This window comes from Streptomyces sp. NPDC014734 (genome assembly GCF_043083325.1).
Lineage (GTDB): Bacteria > Actinomycetota > Actinomycetes > Streptomycetales > Streptomycetaceae > Streptomyces.
Map to the genome: position 1 here is coordinate 354428 of NZ_JBIBYN010000004.1, position 15634 is coordinate 370061.

Below are 15634 nucleotides of genomic sequence, written 5' to 3' on the forward strand. Positions count from 1 at the left end.
ACTGACAACGGGCCGGGCGGCGGCGAGAGGGGTGAGCGCCCCGACCGGCGGTCACCCCCGGAACACGGTCCGCTCAGACCTGACCGGCCTTCTCCAGCGCGGTGCAGCAGGTGTCGACGATCAGCCGGGTGACGACGTACGGGTCGACGTTGGCGTTCGGGCGGCGGTCCTCGATGTAGCCCTTCCGGTCCTTCTCGACCTGCCACGGGATGCGGACCGAGGCGCCGCGGTCGGAGACGCCGTAGCTGTACTCGTTCCACGGGGCGGTCTCGTGCAGACCGGTCAGGCGGTCGTCGATACCGGCGCCGTAGTTCTTCACGTGGTCCATCGGCTTCGAGCCCTCACCCAGCGACTCGCACGCGGTGATGATCGCGTCGTAGCCGTCGGGACCCTCGCGCATCGCCCGCGTGGAGAAGTTGGTGTGCGCGCCCGCCCCGTTCCAGTCGCCCTTGACCGGCTTCGGGTCGAGGGTCGCGGAGACGCCGAAGTCCTCGGCCGTCCGGTACAGCAGCCAGCGGGCCACCCACAGCTGGTCGGAGACCTCCAGCGGGGACAGCGGTCCCACCTGGAACTCCCACTGGCCGGGCATCACCTCGGCGTTGATGCCGCAGATGCCGAGCCCCGCGCGCAGACAGTTGTCGAGGTGCTTCTCGACGATGTCGCGACCGAAGATCTCGTCGGCGCCGACACCGCAGTAGTAGCCGCCCTGCGCGGCCGGGAAGCCGCCCTCGGGGAAGCCCAGCGGCCGGTGGCCGTCGAAGAAGGTGTACTCCTGCTCGATGCCGAAGACCGACTCCTGGTCGGCGAACCGCTCGGCCACCTCGCGCAGCGCGGCACGGGTGTTGGAGGAGTGCGGCGTCATGTCTATGTCGAACACCTCGCACAGCACGAGGATGTCGTCGCCGCCACGGACCGGGTCCGGGCACGAGAACACCGGCTTCAGCACCCGGTCGGACGCGTGCCCCTCGGCCTGGTTGGTGCTGGAGCCGTCGAAGCCCCAGACCGGCAGCCCGGCCACGTCCCGCGAGGCGCCCCCGGTCATGATCTTCGTCTTGGAGCGGAGCTTGGCGGTCGGCTCGGTGCCGTCGATCCAGATGTACTCGGCCTTGAACGTCACGGAAGCCATCCTTTGCGGGTCCTGCGGTGCTGCGGTCCGGCCTGCCCCGCGATCCGGTGCGTGCCGCGGGCCCGGTCCGTGCAGCGGTCCGGTCTGTACGGCGACAGCCTCGCAAGCCGCGATTTCCCGTCCGTTGCCCGTGTGTGAACCCGGTGTTACCGAACTACCGGGGCAGCCCGCCCGGCGCGCGGTGCCGGAGCAGCTCCTCGAAACCCGCCGCCCGGATCCGGCGCACCAGCTCCCGCTCGTCGGTGCCCAGCGCCTCGGCCGCCGCCGCGAGCCGCCAGTCGGCGTCGGCGAGCCGGTGCAGCAGATGACCGCGCCGGATCTGGGCGTCCGACAGCCGGAACGTCTTCAGATACGCGACCCGCCCCTTGTGATCGGTGATCGTCTCGCCGATGTGCCGGCCGGTTCCGTCCAGCCGGAACGGCGGCAGGAACCGCCACAGCGTGAACGAGCCCATCCGGTAGACCCGGTCGAAGGCGTACGAGGGGTCCAGCAGCTCACGCGCGAACAGGGTGTCGTGCGCCCGCGCCCACTCCTCCTCCTGCGCCAGCGCCGCCGCCCGCAGATCGTCGAGCGTCCGCAGGTGCGGGCCGTCAGCGATCCGCGCCGCGAACTCCGCCACCGGAGCGCCGTACAGCGCGTAATGGTGGACCAGCTCCCCGTACAGGTCCTGGACCAGCGAGGCGTGCAGCAGCCGGTAGTCGTCCGGGTGCGGCACCACGAACGCGGCGGCGAGCGCGTCGGCCGCGTACACCATCACTCCGCACTGGCCGGGATGGATCTCGAAGACCCGCAGCGCGTCGCCGAGCCCGCGCACCGACAGACCCAGGTACGCGTCCTCGGCACGCGGTGACAGCCCGTCGCGCAACGCCCGGCGCGACCACTCCTCCCAGGCGACGGAGGGCCCGCCAAAGTGCAGGGCAAGGTAGCCCTCCAGCGCGAGATGCAGCGGCAGGAAACGCAGCCGGTCACCCGGCTGCCGCTTGGCCATCCGGTGGTGACGGTGACGCTGGAGCCGCGCGGTCCGGGGCGGCGCGGTCCGGGGCGGCGAGCCCCCGGCCGGGCCGTTCGCGCCGGATCCGAGCTGGGTGCCGTACGCGGCGGACCGCACGCCCTCGCCGGACCAGTCCGCGACGAAGCCGTGCGGGATGTACGAGACGTAGTGCGTGTCCGGTCCTACGTCGACGACACCCCTCTCGCCCGGGTAGACCTCCCGGTGCAGCCGCAGCCCGTCCACGGGCCGCTCCCGTACCAGGGGCACCAGCCGGATTCCGCCCCACACCTGGGCGGGCCGGGTGACGAGCCCGGTCAGTTCGAGCCCGTTCACGACGGTGCCCCCGTCCCGGCCCCGGCCGCGCCACGCCCGCCGGCGAAACGCGCGACCCGGTCGTCGAGGTAGCCGTACAGCGCGTCGACCCCGGTACGCCCCTCGGCGAACTGCGCGATCTCCACCAGGGCAGGCAGGTCCTCCGCGTCCCGGATACCGGCCGTGGGCACGCCCGGGGCGAGTCGCCGCACATCGAAACCGTCCGCGTCGTACACCGGATTCGCGTGCACCACCGCCGTGCGCCGGTCCGGATCGAGCCGGGTCCGCCACACCCGCAGCACCTCGCCCGCCAGACCGGGCGGGGCGTTGTCCCAGCCGTCCGAGACGATCACCAGCCGCTGAGGGCCGTGCTCCAGCGCGTCCAGCACCCGCGTGCCCAGCGGGGACGGCCCCCAGGGCCCGACCAGCAGCGGATCGGCGGCGCCCGAGGTCCACAACGCGGTGTACCCGCCCGGCGCGGCCAGCGCCTCCAGCAGGAAATGGCAGGCCAGCGCCACGGCGAGCGGGCGGCGCCGCTTCTCGCCCGAACCGGACGACGAGTAGCTGTCGTCCAGCACACCCGCGACCCTTCCCCAGCTCCCGCGCTGCGGTCCCGCCGCGCGCCGGGCACCGGCCCGCAACGCCCCCGTCAGCTCCGCACGGTGCGCCGCGCGCACGTCGAAACCGAGCGACAGCACGTACAGGGCCAGCCGGGTCAGCGGCATCGCCGCCAGATCGACGTCCGCGGGCGGCGGCACCCGCGTCCCGACCCCGCGCTGCCCCAGCGTCCGGAGCCGTTCCAGCCGGGTCATCCGCGGCGCCACCCGCTCCAGGAACACCTCGCGCCGCATCCCGTGCCGGGCGGCGAAACCCTCGGCGACGGTGAACGGCAGTTCCTCGACGGCGCCCTGCTCGTAGTGGGCACGGCGCCACGCGTCGAGCGACGAGTGCCGGTAGCGCGACCGGCGACCGGGCCGGAACAGGAAGTCCCCCGTCTCACCCGCCCCGTCCCCCCGCCCGGTCCCCGGCCCGCGGATCTCCGGAGTCCCGGTCCCCGGCCCGCCCGGACCGTCGTCGAACCGGAGGTGGACGTGGCGGGCCGCCGTCTTCAGGCCGGAGCGGTACTTCACCGCGTCGTGTGCCAGGTCCGGCCGGGCGTTCAGCCAGTCGCGCATGATCGCCCGGGTGCGGCGGTTGTTCACCCCGGCCCGGCGCAACGCACCGAACAGCCGGTACACGCGCTGCGGCGGCAGCTTCGCCAGCCGGGCGGCGATCAGCCGCCCCTCGTCCCGCTTCTCCCGCGCCGTCGCCTCGCCGGCGGTCTCCAGCAGGCCCTGGACGATGCGCACGGCGTTGTGGTCGTTGATGTCGAGGGCCAGGGCGGCGGAGTACACGCGACGGTAGTTGACCCGTACGTACTCGTGGAGGAAGTCGAGCGACAACTGCTGTCGGTGCGCCGACGAGCGGAACTCGCGCTGGCCGGTCGCGGTGATCGCCGCGTTGACGAAGAGCAGCACGTCCTCGGCGGCGACGAGACCGGCGCCGGTGGCGGGCCGTGCGCCGCCGGTCGTCTCCGTGCCCGTACTCGTCGTCATCGCTTCCCCCGTGATCGCGCGCCGCCGGACGCGGGGCGGGCGCCGGCCGGGGAATGGAGGCGCGAGCAGCGAAATCTTTGCTTCAGAGGCAAGTCCCGGAAGTCGCGGCCGGAGTCCCGCGGCCGGCTCCGCAAAACGTAACCCGTCACGTCCGCCCCGCGCCAACCCGATATCCGGGACCGGTCCGGCACCCCCGGACCGGTCCGACGGACGGCAGTTCAATACGGGACCGGTCCGGCGGACCCGGCAGACTTGCCCCATGACGACACACTCCCCGTCCCCCCTGCGCATCGGTCTCGTCGGTACCGGCCCCTGGGCCAGGAACACGCAGGCCCCTGCCCTCGCCGCCCACCCCGACGCGGTACTCAGCGGCGTATGGGGCCGTCGTCCCGAGGCGGCCCGGGCGCTGGCCGCCGCCCACGGGACCACGGCGTACACCGGTGAGGCGGGCATCGACGAACTCTTCGCGACCAGCGACGCCCTCGCGTTCGCCCTGCCGCCGGACGTCCAGGCCCCGCTCGCCGCCCGCGCCGCGGCCACCGGGCGGCACCTGCTGATGGACAAGCCGGTGGCGACCACCGTCGCGGGGGCCCGCGAGGTCGCCCGGGCCGTCGAGCGGAGCGGCGTCGCGTCCGTCGTCTTCTGCACCCTGCGGTTCGCCCCCCGCACCGCCGCCTGGATCAGCGAACAGGCCGCCGCGGACGAGTGGTTCACCGCCCGCGCCGAGTGGATCGGCGCGCTGTTCGCCCCCGGCGCGACCAGCGAGTACGCCGCCTCGCCCTGGCGCCGCGAGAAGGGCGGACTGTGGGACGTCGGCCCGCACGTCCTGTCGGTGCTGATCCCCGTACTGGGCGACGTGACGCACCTGACCGCGGCCCGGGGGCGTTCCGACACCACGCACCTGATCCTCCGTCACACCTCCGGTGCGTCCAGCACGGTCACCCTGTCCCTCGGGGCACCGGAGGGTGCGGTCGGCACGACGGTCGAGCTCCGGGGCGAGCAGGGCGTGGTCACGCTGCCGCAGTGGGACGGCGCGGTCGAGGCGTTCGGGGCGGCGGTCGACGCGCTCGTCGAATCGGCCCGCACCGGGGAACCGCACCCGTGCGACGTGCGGTTCGGGCTGCGGCTGACGGAACTGCTGGCCGAGGCGGAGGAACGGGCGGGGGAGTAGCGGACGCCCGGACCGCGCGCCCCGCCGTGCGAGGGCGGGGGCGCCGCCCGTGCGCGACGGCTCCGGACGCGAGGCGCCTGAGGGCGACGACGCGCGCATCGCCCCGGGCACCCGCGTCGTCACGGGGGCGTCACCGCGGCGGGTGGGCCGGACGGCCCGAGAGGCGTGGTGCCGGACATCTTGTGGGGCAGGTGCACCGGGGGCGGTTCGGCCCTCAGCGCCCCAGGGCGTCCCGTACCGCCTCGTCCGTACGGGCCACGACGGCGGTTCCGTCGTCGGCCGTGATGATCGGCCGCTGGATCAGCTTCGGATGCCCGGCGAGCGCCTCGATCCACCGCTCCCGCGAACCGTCGTCGCGCGGCCACTCCCTGACCCCGAGCTCCTTCGCCTCGGCCTCCTGCGTCCGGGTGATGTCCCACGGCTCCAGCCCGAGCCGGTCGAGCACCGCCCGGATCTCGTCCGGCGACGGTACGTCCTCCAGATAGCGGCGGACGGTGTATTCGGCGCCCTCCGCGTCGAGCAGCGTCAGCGCGCCGCGGCACTTCGAGCAGGCGGGATTGATCCAGATCTCCATGGTGCCAACGGTACGGGAGGGACCCTCGAAAGCGCCGCTGGCCAGGGGCGATTGTCAGTGGTGGGCCGTAAAATGGAGGGAGTTCGTGAGGGTTCCACGACCGTGCCAGGAGGATGCCCATGGCCGTTGCCGCAGTCACGACCGAGCAGTACCACAAGCCCCTGCGCAAGAAGCCGCTTCCCGCGGGCCGCCCCCGCGAGTGGTACATCACCCACAACCGACGCCTGAAGGCGATGCGCCTGACGATCGCCCTGCTCGACACGGGTGTCTACTACCCGTCGACCGCGACCAACCACAAGATACGCACGACCGCCGAGCGCATCGGCATCCACCCGCCTTCCGACACCACCTGCCGCATGGTCCGCGCCCTGATCCGATACGGCCGCTGACCGCTGACCGCTGACCGCTGACCGCTGAAGGCCCGAAGCCCGCCCCCGGAGGCGCGGGCTTCGGACCTTTGCGTCCTGGGGACTCCGCGTCCTGGGTTCCCCGGTTGCCCGGTTCCCGGGCCTCCGCGTCTTCGGTTCTTCCGGTCATCGCCCCGCACGGGGTGGACGACGTACCGGGTACGCGTCCGACATCAGAAGCCCGCGCACGTGGCCGTGGCGAAGGCCCCGGAGGCCGAGGCCCGCCGGACGGTCCCGTCGTCCACCGTCACGGTGCACACGACCGTGCCGCCCGACCGCCCGACGGTCGCGGTGAAGGCGCCGCCCCGCATGAACCCCTTGCTCTCGGTCTCCCCGGCCCAGGGCAGCGACCGCAGCGCCATGCGTGCCGTCGACAGCTCGCCGTCGCGCCACGCGGGGTAGGTCACGGTGACCTCCTCGGCGGTGCCGCTGACCTCGTAACCGATCCGCAGACGCTTCGTCCCGTCCCGGGCCAGGGTGTGCGAGACCACCTCGACGGCCGCGGCGCCACCTGCGGACAGGGCCAGCACGACGACCAGGACCACCCAGGGCCACCGCCGTCGTCCCCCGGCCCCACCCGGCTCCCAGTCGCTCATCACCCCAGCCTCGGCCGTACCCGCCTGCCCCGCGACCCGGGCACCGCTCACGGTGGGCGCGGCGAACGGCGTCGAGCCGTCCGCACCGGCCACCGAACACCGGCCACAACGGTCACATCACCGCCGAGCCCACCGTGACGAACGGCGCCGACACCGCGAAGCCGTACCCGGTGCAGGCCGACTTCCCCGACCCGAAGGGAAACCTGGGGCGTGGTGGTCGTGACGGTGGGCGACGTCGTGCCGGGGGCGTCCGGTGAGACCACGGCCCGCGGCAACCGCGGGCCTCAGACGGCGCGCGCCACCCAGCGCCGGTCGGCCAGCGCGGAGACGAGGGCGCAGACCACCGCGCAGCCGGCGCTCACCGCCGGGCGCGCCGGAACGTGCAGGGCGACCACGGAGAACACCGAGGCGCCGAGCCAGCCCGTCGCCGCGCCCAGGCACAGGACGGACAGGCGGTCGAACCGGGAGGGCCGCCGGGCCCTTCCGTCCGCCCGTCGCCAGCGCATCGACTGAACGGGCAGCAGCAGGGCCAGTACGGACAGCCAGGTGATCAACGGCGCGTGCAGCGAACCGGGCAGCGGCAGCTTGTAGGAGAGGGTCTGCACCGCGGCCAGTGCCGTCAGCAGGGACCCGAGCACCGCCCCCTGCACAACGGTCGTGCGCTGCTGAAGCAGCGCCAGTCGTTGCCGCACGATCGACTCGGTCGTCCGGGAGATCTCGTCGGCCTCCCGCTTGACGGACTCGGTGTGAGCGATGTCGTCGTCGAGCAGGGCGAGGAGCGAGCGCCCCAGGTCCTGGTCCGGACCGGTGCCCGCTCCGGCGGCCGGTGGCAGCAGATCCGCCAGGGACTCCAGGGTGATCCGCGTCGACTGGCGCATGTCGCGCAGGTCCCTCAGCGACTGGTTGAGCCCTTGGTCGCCCACGTACAGGGCGGCGATGGACGCATCGGCGGTGATCAGCTCGTCCGGCCCGGAACCGGTGGCCAGCACGTCGCCGCAGAGTCCCGCCAGCCGTTCCGAAGCGGCCGAGAGGCGTGCGCACAGCTCGTGGAGGGCCGGCCGGTGGGCGCGGTGCACCGACGCGTGGTGCCGCAGCCGCGCCGCCCCCTCCAAGCCGCGGAGGAAGGGCGCGACGGCACCCGTGGGACCGATGTGCCACAGCCATGCGTCGAACTCCGCCTCCCGCGAGGCCGGCCCCACGACCACGGCCGAACGGACCGTCCCGGGCCCCGCGGCGTGCGCGAACCGGACCAGGTATCCGTCGGGCGACCGCCGCCAACTCCCCTCCGGTGACACGGGCACCCCGACCGCGGGCACCGAGGTGAGCAGCCGGTCCAGCCGGCCGGCGCCGGGCGGGGTCCGCCCGTTGTCCAGCACGCGGTGGACGTACGCGATGGAGGAACCCGGCAGCTCGGACAGCGGCGCCGCCGCGTCCCACCGGCGGCGCAGATCCCGCCAGGAGACCCCCGGGCCGGGGAACAGCACGGCCGTGACGCCGATGGCATCGCCGACGCGGTACGCGAAGGCCTGCGCGGGAGACGGCCCCGAGCACTGGCGTGACGCGAGCAGCGCGTACCCGACGCCCCCGCCCGACGCGGTCGGCGCCGCAGGGGCGGGGAGTTCGACGGGACCGAAGCCGGGTACCGGATCGGTCATGCCCAGCCGGTCGCCCAGCCGGGCCCACAACCGGCTCGGGGGCCGGTCCCCGCCGCCGTCCGCGTCCCGCACCGCCGCGACCGGCGGGACGAAGGTGTGGACGATCAGGGCACGGCCCTCGAAGCGGTTACCCGGCACGGTCGTCCGGGGCGCCCGCCGACTCGGTGGAGTCCACCGGGACAGGGGCGTCCTCGTCGTTCGCGGCGGCCACCCGGATACGGGTCACGAGCCGTTCGATCCGGTCGGCGAGCCCGGACGGCGGCGGGACCGGAAGGCCGGGGCCGCCGAGCATCCGCATGCGCTCCGACGGCAGGGAGTCCTCCAACGCGTGCAGTGTGCGCCGCAGGGCGTCGAGGTCCCGGCCGTCCAGGGCGGCGTCCACCTCGCCGAGAGCCCGGTCCAGCCGGGCCCAGCCCCGAGCGCTCGTCGACTCGACCGCGCCCGCGGCGGCCAGCAGCAGGTCCGCTTCCTCCCACGCGTTCGACCAGTCGGTCACACAACCCCCAGCCATCCTTCTGATCCTCAACAGGGTGTCATCATAAGGAAGTTACGGCAGATCGGGCACTCTTCGACCGGTGACGGGGGCGTTCATGGCGGGCTCTGCGGACGATCGCATGACGATTCGCCAGATGATGGAGGCCGGCCTCGCGAACCACCGCGATTGGCAGAACCACCAGGACCCCGAAGCCCTGCGTACCGCGCTGCGGATGTGGTCGACGCTCAGCGAGGTCGTACCGTCCGGATCGGCCCTCAGGCCCCCGGTCCTCACCGAGTTCGGCCGGGCCCTGCGCGGCTGGGCCCGGCTCACCGACGAGCCGGAGTGGCTCGACCGCGCCGTGGAGGCGAGCGCCGAGGCGGTGCGGGAGAGCGAGGAGCACGGCCACCTCTATCTGGACGAGCAGTTGTCCAACCTGGGCCTCGCTCTCTGGGAGCGATTCGAGGTCGTGGGCCGCATGCCCGATCTGGAGGCGGGGATTCTCGCGGCGCGGCGCAGCATCGCCCTCACCGCCCATGACGCGGAGCCGCGCCCGGGCCGCCTGGCCAATCTCGCCCAGATGCTCTTGCACCGCTTCGACCGCACGCGGTCGGCCACGCACCGGGTGGAGGCGTTCGACGCGACGCGCGACGCCGCCGCGGCGATGCCGCCGGGACACCCCCAGACCGAAGTCGTGTACTTCCACCTGAGCGAAATCGCGAGGACGGAGTACGGGGAGACGCGGGATCTCGGCGACCTCGATCTGTCGATCGAGGCGGCCCGCCACGTGATCGGCCTGCGCCGTGCGGACGGGCTCCGCCGTGCACTGGCGTGGGCGGGGCTGGCCCGGTCGCTGCTGCTCAGGGCCAGTTGGCTGGAACACTCCGGAACCACCGTGCCGGCGGACGAACTGGACGACATGGTCCGGGCGGCACGCCGGGCCGTCGAACTGGGCGTCCCGGACGACCCGGAGCTCGGCAGCTGCCTGTGGCTGCTCGCCAGGAGCCTGGTGGCCCGCGCCGAACCCACCCTGGACCGGACGGACCTGGACGAGGCGGCGATCCTGTACGAGAGGCTCCTGGCGGAGTGTTCCGGGACCGGTCGTGAGGCATCGATGCGTGTGGAACTCGCCCTGTGCCTCGCTCTCCGCCACCACCGCACCGGTGACGTCCGTGACGCCCGGGGCGCCGTCGATCTCCTTCGGGCGGCCGCTCGTGGACTGTCCGACGGCGACGAACCGTCCGAGGTCCTGCTGCTCCTCGGATCGAGTCTCCACACGCTCTACACCGACCACACCGCGGACGTCGCGGACCTGGACGAGGCGATCGAGGCCGTGCGACGGAGCGCGGCGCGGCGCGGTGACGACGCGGGAGACAGCCGCGCCCTGGCGACACTCGGCGAGTTGCTGCGCCGCCGCTTCGAGGACCTCGGGGACCGCGGCGCCCTGGACGAAGCGGTGGCGGTGAGCCTTCGGGCCGGGCGGAGCGTGCCCGCCGGGACCGGGCTCCGCCCGCTCGTTCTGGAGGTGGTGAGCGGCGCCCTTCGGATGCGTGCCGTGCACACCGGCGACCGGGCGGACTTCGACGCCTCCGTCGACGCCGCCGCCGCGTGCGTGGCGGGCGTGCCCGCCGGGGGCCGGAACAGGGCCACCGCGCTGAACTCCCTGGGCAGCGCCCTGCAGGCGAGGTACGAGCACTGCGGCGGCTTCGATGACCTGCGGGCCGCGTTGGACGCCAAGCACGAGGCCGTGCGGATGAGCGGCGACCACGCCGCACTGCGGGCCATGTGCCTCAGCGGGCTCGGAGTCAGCCTGCTGGCCCGGTTCGATCGCACCGGGGACGGCGCGGACCTGGCGGCGGCGGTGGACGTCAAGAGCGAGGCCGTGCGCACCGTGCCGCCCGATCACCCCGCTCAGGACCGGTATCTCGCCAATCTGAGCCTGGCACTGCTGAGCGCCCATCGGTACCGAGGACATCCCGGTGACCTGGACCGGGCCGTCGAGACCGCCCGGCTCGCGGTCGACGCGACCCCGCACGGTTCGCACCGGCGGTCGATGAACCTGTCCAACCTCGGTGTCGCCCTGATGGTCCGCTTCGACGACGCGGAGGACGAGGAGGACCTGCACACCGCGATCCGGGCCATGAGGGAGGCGACGACGGCGGCCCCGGACGACCATCCCGATCAGGTGAAGTTCCTGTCGAACCTCACCGGGATGCTGCGCCGCCGGTCCCGCCGCCCCGGTCGGGAGCACGACCTGCGCGAGGCGCTGGACCTCGGCCGCCGTGCGGTCGCGCGCTGCCCCGCCGACCACGCGAGCAGGGCCGCCTGCCTCTTCGACCTGGGAGACACGCTCCGCGAGGCCGAACTGACGGCCGAGGCGGTGGACGTCTTCCGCGAGGCCGCACGGCTCCTCACCGGGCCGATGACGATCCGGCTGACGGCGGCCCTGCGCTGGGGCGGTCTCGCCGCGGCGGACCGGCTGTGGACCGAGGCCCGGCAGGGCTACGGATACGCCGTCGGACTGCTGCCCCAGGCGGCCTGGCACGGCCTGGACCGGGACGACCGGGCCCAGTTCCTGGCGGACGCCAACGGCCTCGCCCCGGACGCCGCGGCCGTCGCCATCGAGCAGGGCGACCTCGTCTCCGCGGTGGAACTGCTGGAACTGGGTCGCGGCGTCCTGCTGGCACAGGCCCTCGACGCCCGCACCGAACTGGACGAACTCCGGGAACTGGACGCCGGTCTCGCCGATCGCATGGAGGAGGTCCGGCATCTGCTCGACCGGGCGGGCACGGCCGCCGACCTGCGCGGCGCGGGGCGGTCCCCGGCGGCCGCGCCGGAATCGGGGGCACAGCGAAGGGAGGCCGCCGCCGAATGGGACCTCTTGCTGGTACGGGCCAGGGCGCTGCTCCCGGAATTCCTTCTGCCGCCTTCCTACCGCTGCCTGCGGGAGGCCGCGTGCGACGGCCCGGTCGTGATCGTCAACATCGGACGGCACCGCTGCGACGCCCTGATCGTGACCGCAGAGGAGGGCGCGCCGCCCCGGCTCGTCCGGCTGGAGAGGATCACTCGCGAGGCGGTCGACGGCTGGGCCCGGGACCTCGTCGAGGTCTTCAGCGGCGGCGCGGACACCACCGCGCAGGAGCGGAACACGGTGCTGGGGTCGCTTCTCGCGCGGCTCTGGACGGACATCGCCGAGCCGGTGCTGACCGCACTCGACTGGCCGGAGCACCCGGAGCCGGGACGGGAACCGCGGCTGTGGTGGTGTCCGACCGGTGCGCTCGGCCTGCTCCCGCTGCACGCGGCGGGCGTGTACCCGCGAGCCGGAGGCGGCCCGGCCCGGCCCGGCCCGGAGGTCCCCGGCCTTCTCGACCGTGCCGTCTGCTCGTACGCGCCGACCCTGCGGGCGCTGGTGGCTGCCCGGAACCGCCCGGCCCCCGGCACACCCGGCCTGCTCGGGGTCGCCGTGCCGGGTGCGCCGGGCATGACGGCGCTGCGCCACGCGGTGCCGGAGGTCGGGTCGCTGCGCGAGGAGTTCCCCACCATGACCGCACTGGTCGGGCCCCGAGCCACCCGTGAGTCGGTCCTGGAACAGCTCCAGTGCCACAGCCGGCTCCATTTCGCCGGCCACGGTTCGCAGTACTCGCTCGCCGGTGGCGCACTGCACTGCACGGACGCGGCGATCAGCCTGCGCGATGTGACCGCCCTCCGGCTCTCCGGTGCCGAACTGGCCTTCCTCTCCGCATGCGAGACGGCCCGCGGGATCACCGATCTGGCCGACGAATTCGCCCACCTGGCCGGGGGGCTCAACATCGCCGGCTTCAGTCATGTGATCGCCACCCAGTGGACCATCAGCGACCTGCGCGCCCCCCAGGTCGCACGCGACTTCTACCGCGCGCTCCGTCGTCGGCCGCTCCCCGACGGGAGGCCACTGCCGGCCGCCGCGGCCCTGCGCACCGCGGTCCTCCACCTCCGGGCCGCCCGCCCGGAGTCCCCGGCGCTCTGGGCGCCCTACCTCCACACCGGCCCCTGACCCCCCGCGCCGGGCGCGGGCGCGGATCGCCTCGACCACGGGCCGTTCGCGCGCGAAGCAGGTGTGCTCCGGGTAGTCCACGCCGTACCGGCCGTGGAGGCGGTGCACCTCCTCGCCCACGGACAGCCGCGTCCGGCCGCGGTCGGCCGGGCCCGTGCGACGGTGGTCCTCCCGGAACCGGTGAGACCGGCCAGGAGAACGGCGAGCGGCGCGTGACCGTCCCTTGCCCGGCTGACGGGCCGGACTCCTCCGCACGAGACGAGGGCCGCTGCCCGTACTCCGCGGCAGCGGCCCTCGCCGTCGTCTCCCGGGCCGTCCGGCCCGGCCCCGCCTCTCAGAGGTCGAAGTACAGCTCGAACTCGTGCGGGTGCGGGCGGAGCTGGATCGGGGCGATCTCGTGGGTGCGCTTGTAGTCGATCCAGGTCTCGATCAGGTCGGCCGTGAAGACGCCGCCGGCCTGGAGGTACTCGTTGTCCGCCTCCAGGGCGTCCAGGACGGCCGGGAGGGAGGTCGGGACCTGCTGGACGTTCGCGTGCTCCTCGGGAGCCAGCTCGTAGAGGTCCTTGTCGATCGGCTCGGCGGGCTCGATCTTGTTCTTGATGCCGTCGAGGCCGGCCATCAGCAGCGCCGAGAAGGCGAGGTACGGGTTGGACGACGGGTCCGGGGCGCGGAACTCGACGCGCTTGGCCTTCGGGTTGGAGCCGGTGATCGGGATGCGCATCGCGGCGGAGCGGTTGCGCTGCGAGTACACCATGTTCACCGGGGCCTCGAAGCCCGGGACCAGGCGGTGGTAGGAGTTGACCGTCGGGTTGGTGAAGGCCAGCAGCGACGGGGCGTGCTTCAGGATGCCGCCGATGTAGTGGCGGGCCATGTCCGAGAGCCCCGCGTAACCCTGCTCGTCGTAGAAGAGCGGCTGGCCGCCGGCCCACAGGGACTGGTGTACGTGCATGCCCGAGCCGTTGTCGCCGAAGATCGGCTTCGGCATGAAGGTGGCGGTCTTGCCGTTGCGCCAGGCGACGTTCTTCACGATGTACTTGAAGAGCATCAGGTCGTCGGCGGCGGCGAGCAGCGTGTTGAACTTGTAGTTGATCTCGGCCTGGCCGGCGGTGCCGACCTCGTGGTGCTGGCGTTCGATCTGGAGACCGCTCGCCTCCAGCTCCAGGGACATCTCGGCGCGCAGGTCGGCGAAGTGGTCGACCGGGGGCACCGGGAAGTAGCCGCCCTTGTAGCGGACCTTGTACCCGCGGTTGTTCTCCAGCGCACCGGTGTTCCAGGCGCCCGCCTCGGAGTCGATGTGGTAGAAGCTCTCGTTCGCCGACGTCTGGAAGCGGACGCTGTCGAAGACGTAGAACTCGGCCTCGGGGCCGAAGTAGGCGGTGTCGGCGATGCCGGTGGAGTTCAGGTACGCCTCGGCCTTCTTGGCCACGTTCCGCGGGTCGCGGCTGTACTGCTCGCCGGTGATCGGGTCGTGGATGAAGAAGTTGATGTTGACGGTCTTGTCGCGGCGGAACGGGTCGACGCGGGCGGTCGACAGGTCCGCGCGCAGCGCCATGTCGGACTCGTGGATGGCCTGGAAGCCGCGGATCGACGAGCCGTCGAACGCGAGGTCCTCGGCCGGGTCGAAGGTCGCCGCCGGGACCGTGACGTGCTGCATCACTCCGGGCAGGTCGCAGAACCGGACGTCGATGAACTTGACGTCCTCGTCGGCGATGTACTTCTTCGCGTCGTCGGCGTTCTGGAACATCCAACTCCTCCTACTCCCGGCCCGGGAGGGACGGGGTTGTAGCCCATCGTGCGGCCAGTGCGGTGGCACACGCTGTCCCCGACCATAGGCAGACCGGATTTCTCAATCATGACCCATTTGTTTCGCAGAAGTTAACCGGAGCGTGTGCGCACGGCACCGCGTGGCCGGGTCGGGGGCGTCGTTCCGGACCCGTCCGGGCGTACGGCGGCCGGGGCGGTCACGGGAGCGGGACGGCCCCGCCCGGAAGGGGGCGCGGGCGGGCGCAGTACCGTGGTCGGGTGGACAACAGGCAAGTAATCGGATCGTGGCTCTCCGGGCCGCGCGCGGCCGCCGAGGAGATGGGGGCCGACTTCGGCTACCGGGGCAAACGGCTCGGTCTGCCCGAGAACGGGCCCGGGTCCGTGGCGCCGCTCGGCAGGCGCTTCGGCGCGCTCCTCATCGACTGGGCCCTGTGCCTGCTGATCGCGTACGGGCTGTTCGCCCGCGGTGATCAGCAGGCGGCCGGGAACTGGGCGCTCGGCGTCTTCCTCGTACTCAGCGTGCTCACCGTCGGGACCATCGGCTGCACGCCCGGCAAGCGCGTCCTGGGCATCAGGGTCGTCGCGGAGAACGGTGGCCGGCTCGGGTTCGGGCGGGTCGTCGTCCGGAGCCTGCTGCTGTGCCTGGCCGTTCCCGCGCTGGTCTGGGACCGGGACGGGCGGGGCCTGCACGACCGGCTGGCCCGCGCCGTCCAGGTACGTATCTGAGCCGAGCGGTTTCCGCCGCGTCCGGACCCGCCCGTTTCCTGCCGGGAACGGGCCGTCCTCCGGATCCCGCCGACGGGAAGCGGACCCGGTTCGGACCGGACGACCCGGTCCGGCCGGACGCAGAACGGGGCGGCGGAACGGGGGGGGGGGGGGGGGGGGGGGGGGGGGGGGGGGCGGCGCCCCCCCCCCCCCCCCCCCCCCCCCGCCGCTCG

The 15634-nt window shown here is 73.4% G+C and carries 12 protein-coding genes; 4 read left to right on the forward strand and 8 right to left on the reverse strand.

Annotation, left to right across the window (positions count from 1 at the left end):
- Positions 1–73 precede the first annotated feature (73 nt).
- The 3 genes from glnII to ACF1CT_RS10255 form a co-directional block, all read right to left on the reverse strand.
- Positions 74–1117 carry a glutamine synthetase gene (gene glnII / locus ACF1CT_RS10245; protein WP_391783348.1) on the reverse strand — a complete coding sequence of 348 codons (1044 nt, stop codon included), beginning with the start codon at positions 1115–1117 and terminating at the stop codon, positions 74–76.
- 163 nt (positions 1118–1280) lie between these two features.
- Complete coding sequence (locus ACF1CT_RS10250) at positions 1281–2450, reverse strand: hypothetical protein (protein WP_391783349.1); 1170 nt, start codon at positions 2448–2450, stop codon at positions 1281–1283.
- Positions 2447–4024, reverse strand: a complete 1578-nt coding sequence (locus tag ACF1CT_RS10255; protein ID WP_391783350.1) for a hypothetical protein — start codon at positions 4022–4024, stop codon at positions 2447–2449. The genes ACF1CT_RS10250 and ACF1CT_RS10255 overlap by 4 nt, the downstream gene beginning before the upstream one ends.
- Positions 4025–4283: 259 nt before the next feature.
- Here ACF1CT_RS10255 and ACF1CT_RS10260 point away from each other — a divergent pair, with 259 nt between their 5' ends.
- Positions 4284–5195 (forward strand): Gfo/Idh/MocA family protein, encoded by a 912-nt coding sequence (locus ACF1CT_RS10260; protein WP_391783351.1) that lies wholly within the window; start codon positions 4284–4286, stop codon positions 5193–5195.
- A 214-nt stretch (positions 5196–5409) separates the two neighbouring features.
- On the opposite strand, the gene ACF1CT_RS10265 is transcribed toward ACF1CT_RS10260, so the two are convergent.
- Complete coding sequence (locus ACF1CT_RS10265) at positions 5410–5769, reverse strand: arsenate reductase family protein (protein ID WP_391783352.1); 360 nt, start codon at positions 5767–5769, stop codon at positions 5410–5412.
- Between the two features lie 119 nt (positions 5770–5888).
- Between ACF1CT_RS10265 and ACF1CT_RS10270 the strand changes: the two genes are divergently transcribed.
- Complete coding sequence (locus ACF1CT_RS10270; RefSeq protein ID WP_391783353.1) at positions 5889–6158, forward strand: hypothetical protein; 270 nt, start codon at positions 5889–5891, stop codon at positions 6156–6158.
- A gap of 191 nt (positions 6159–6349) precedes the next feature.
- Here ACF1CT_RS10270 and ACF1CT_RS10275 read toward each other — a convergent pair whose 3' ends face one another.
- From ACF1CT_RS10275 to ACF1CT_RS10285, 3 genes are all read right to left on the reverse strand, one after another.
- The gene (locus ACF1CT_RS10275) at positions 6350–6772 is read right to left on the reverse strand and encodes a hypothetical protein (RefSeq protein ID WP_391783354.1); all 423 of its coding nucleotides are present in this window, start codon (positions 6770–6772) and stop codon (positions 6350–6352) included.
- Between the two features lie 284 nt (positions 6773–7056).
- Positions 7057–8565 carry a CATRA conflict system CASPASE/TPR repeat-associated protein gene (locus tag ACF1CT_RS10280; protein WP_391783355.1) on the reverse strand — a complete coding sequence of 503 codons (1509 nt, stop codon included), beginning with the start codon at positions 8563–8565 and terminating at the stop codon, positions 7057–7059.
- Positions 8555–8923, reverse strand: a complete 369-nt coding sequence (locus ACF1CT_RS10285) for a CATRA system-associated protein (protein WP_391783356.1) — start codon at positions 8921–8923, stop codon at positions 8555–8557. Before ACF1CT_RS10285 ends, ACF1CT_RS10280 begins: the two co-directional genes overlap by 11 nt.
- A 118-nt stretch (positions 8924–9041) precedes the next feature.
- On the opposite strand from ACF1CT_RS10285, the gene ACF1CT_RS10290 reads away from it, so the two are divergent.
- The gene (locus ACF1CT_RS10290) at positions 9042–12932 is read left to right on the forward strand and encodes a CHAT domain-containing protein (protein WP_391783357.1); all 3891 of its coding nucleotides are present in this window, start codon (positions 9042–9044) and stop codon (positions 12930–12932) included.
- A gap of 334 nt (positions 12933–13266) precedes the next feature.
- On the opposite strand, the gene glnA is transcribed toward ACF1CT_RS10290, so the two are convergent.
- Positions 13267–14676 carry a type I glutamate--ammonia ligase gene (glnA, locus tag ACF1CT_RS10295; RefSeq protein WP_391783358.1) on the reverse strand — a complete coding sequence of 470 codons (1410 nt, stop codon included), beginning with the start codon at positions 14674–14676 and terminating at the stop codon, positions 13267–13269.
- A gap of 278 nt (positions 14677–14954) precedes the next feature.
- Between glnA and ACF1CT_RS10300 the strand changes: the two genes are divergently transcribed.
- Complete coding sequence (locus ACF1CT_RS10300) at positions 14955–15422, forward strand: RDD family protein (protein WP_391783359.1); 468 nt, start codon at positions 14955–14957, stop codon at positions 15420–15422.
- The last annotated feature ends 212 nt before the right edge of the window (positions 15423–15634 follow it).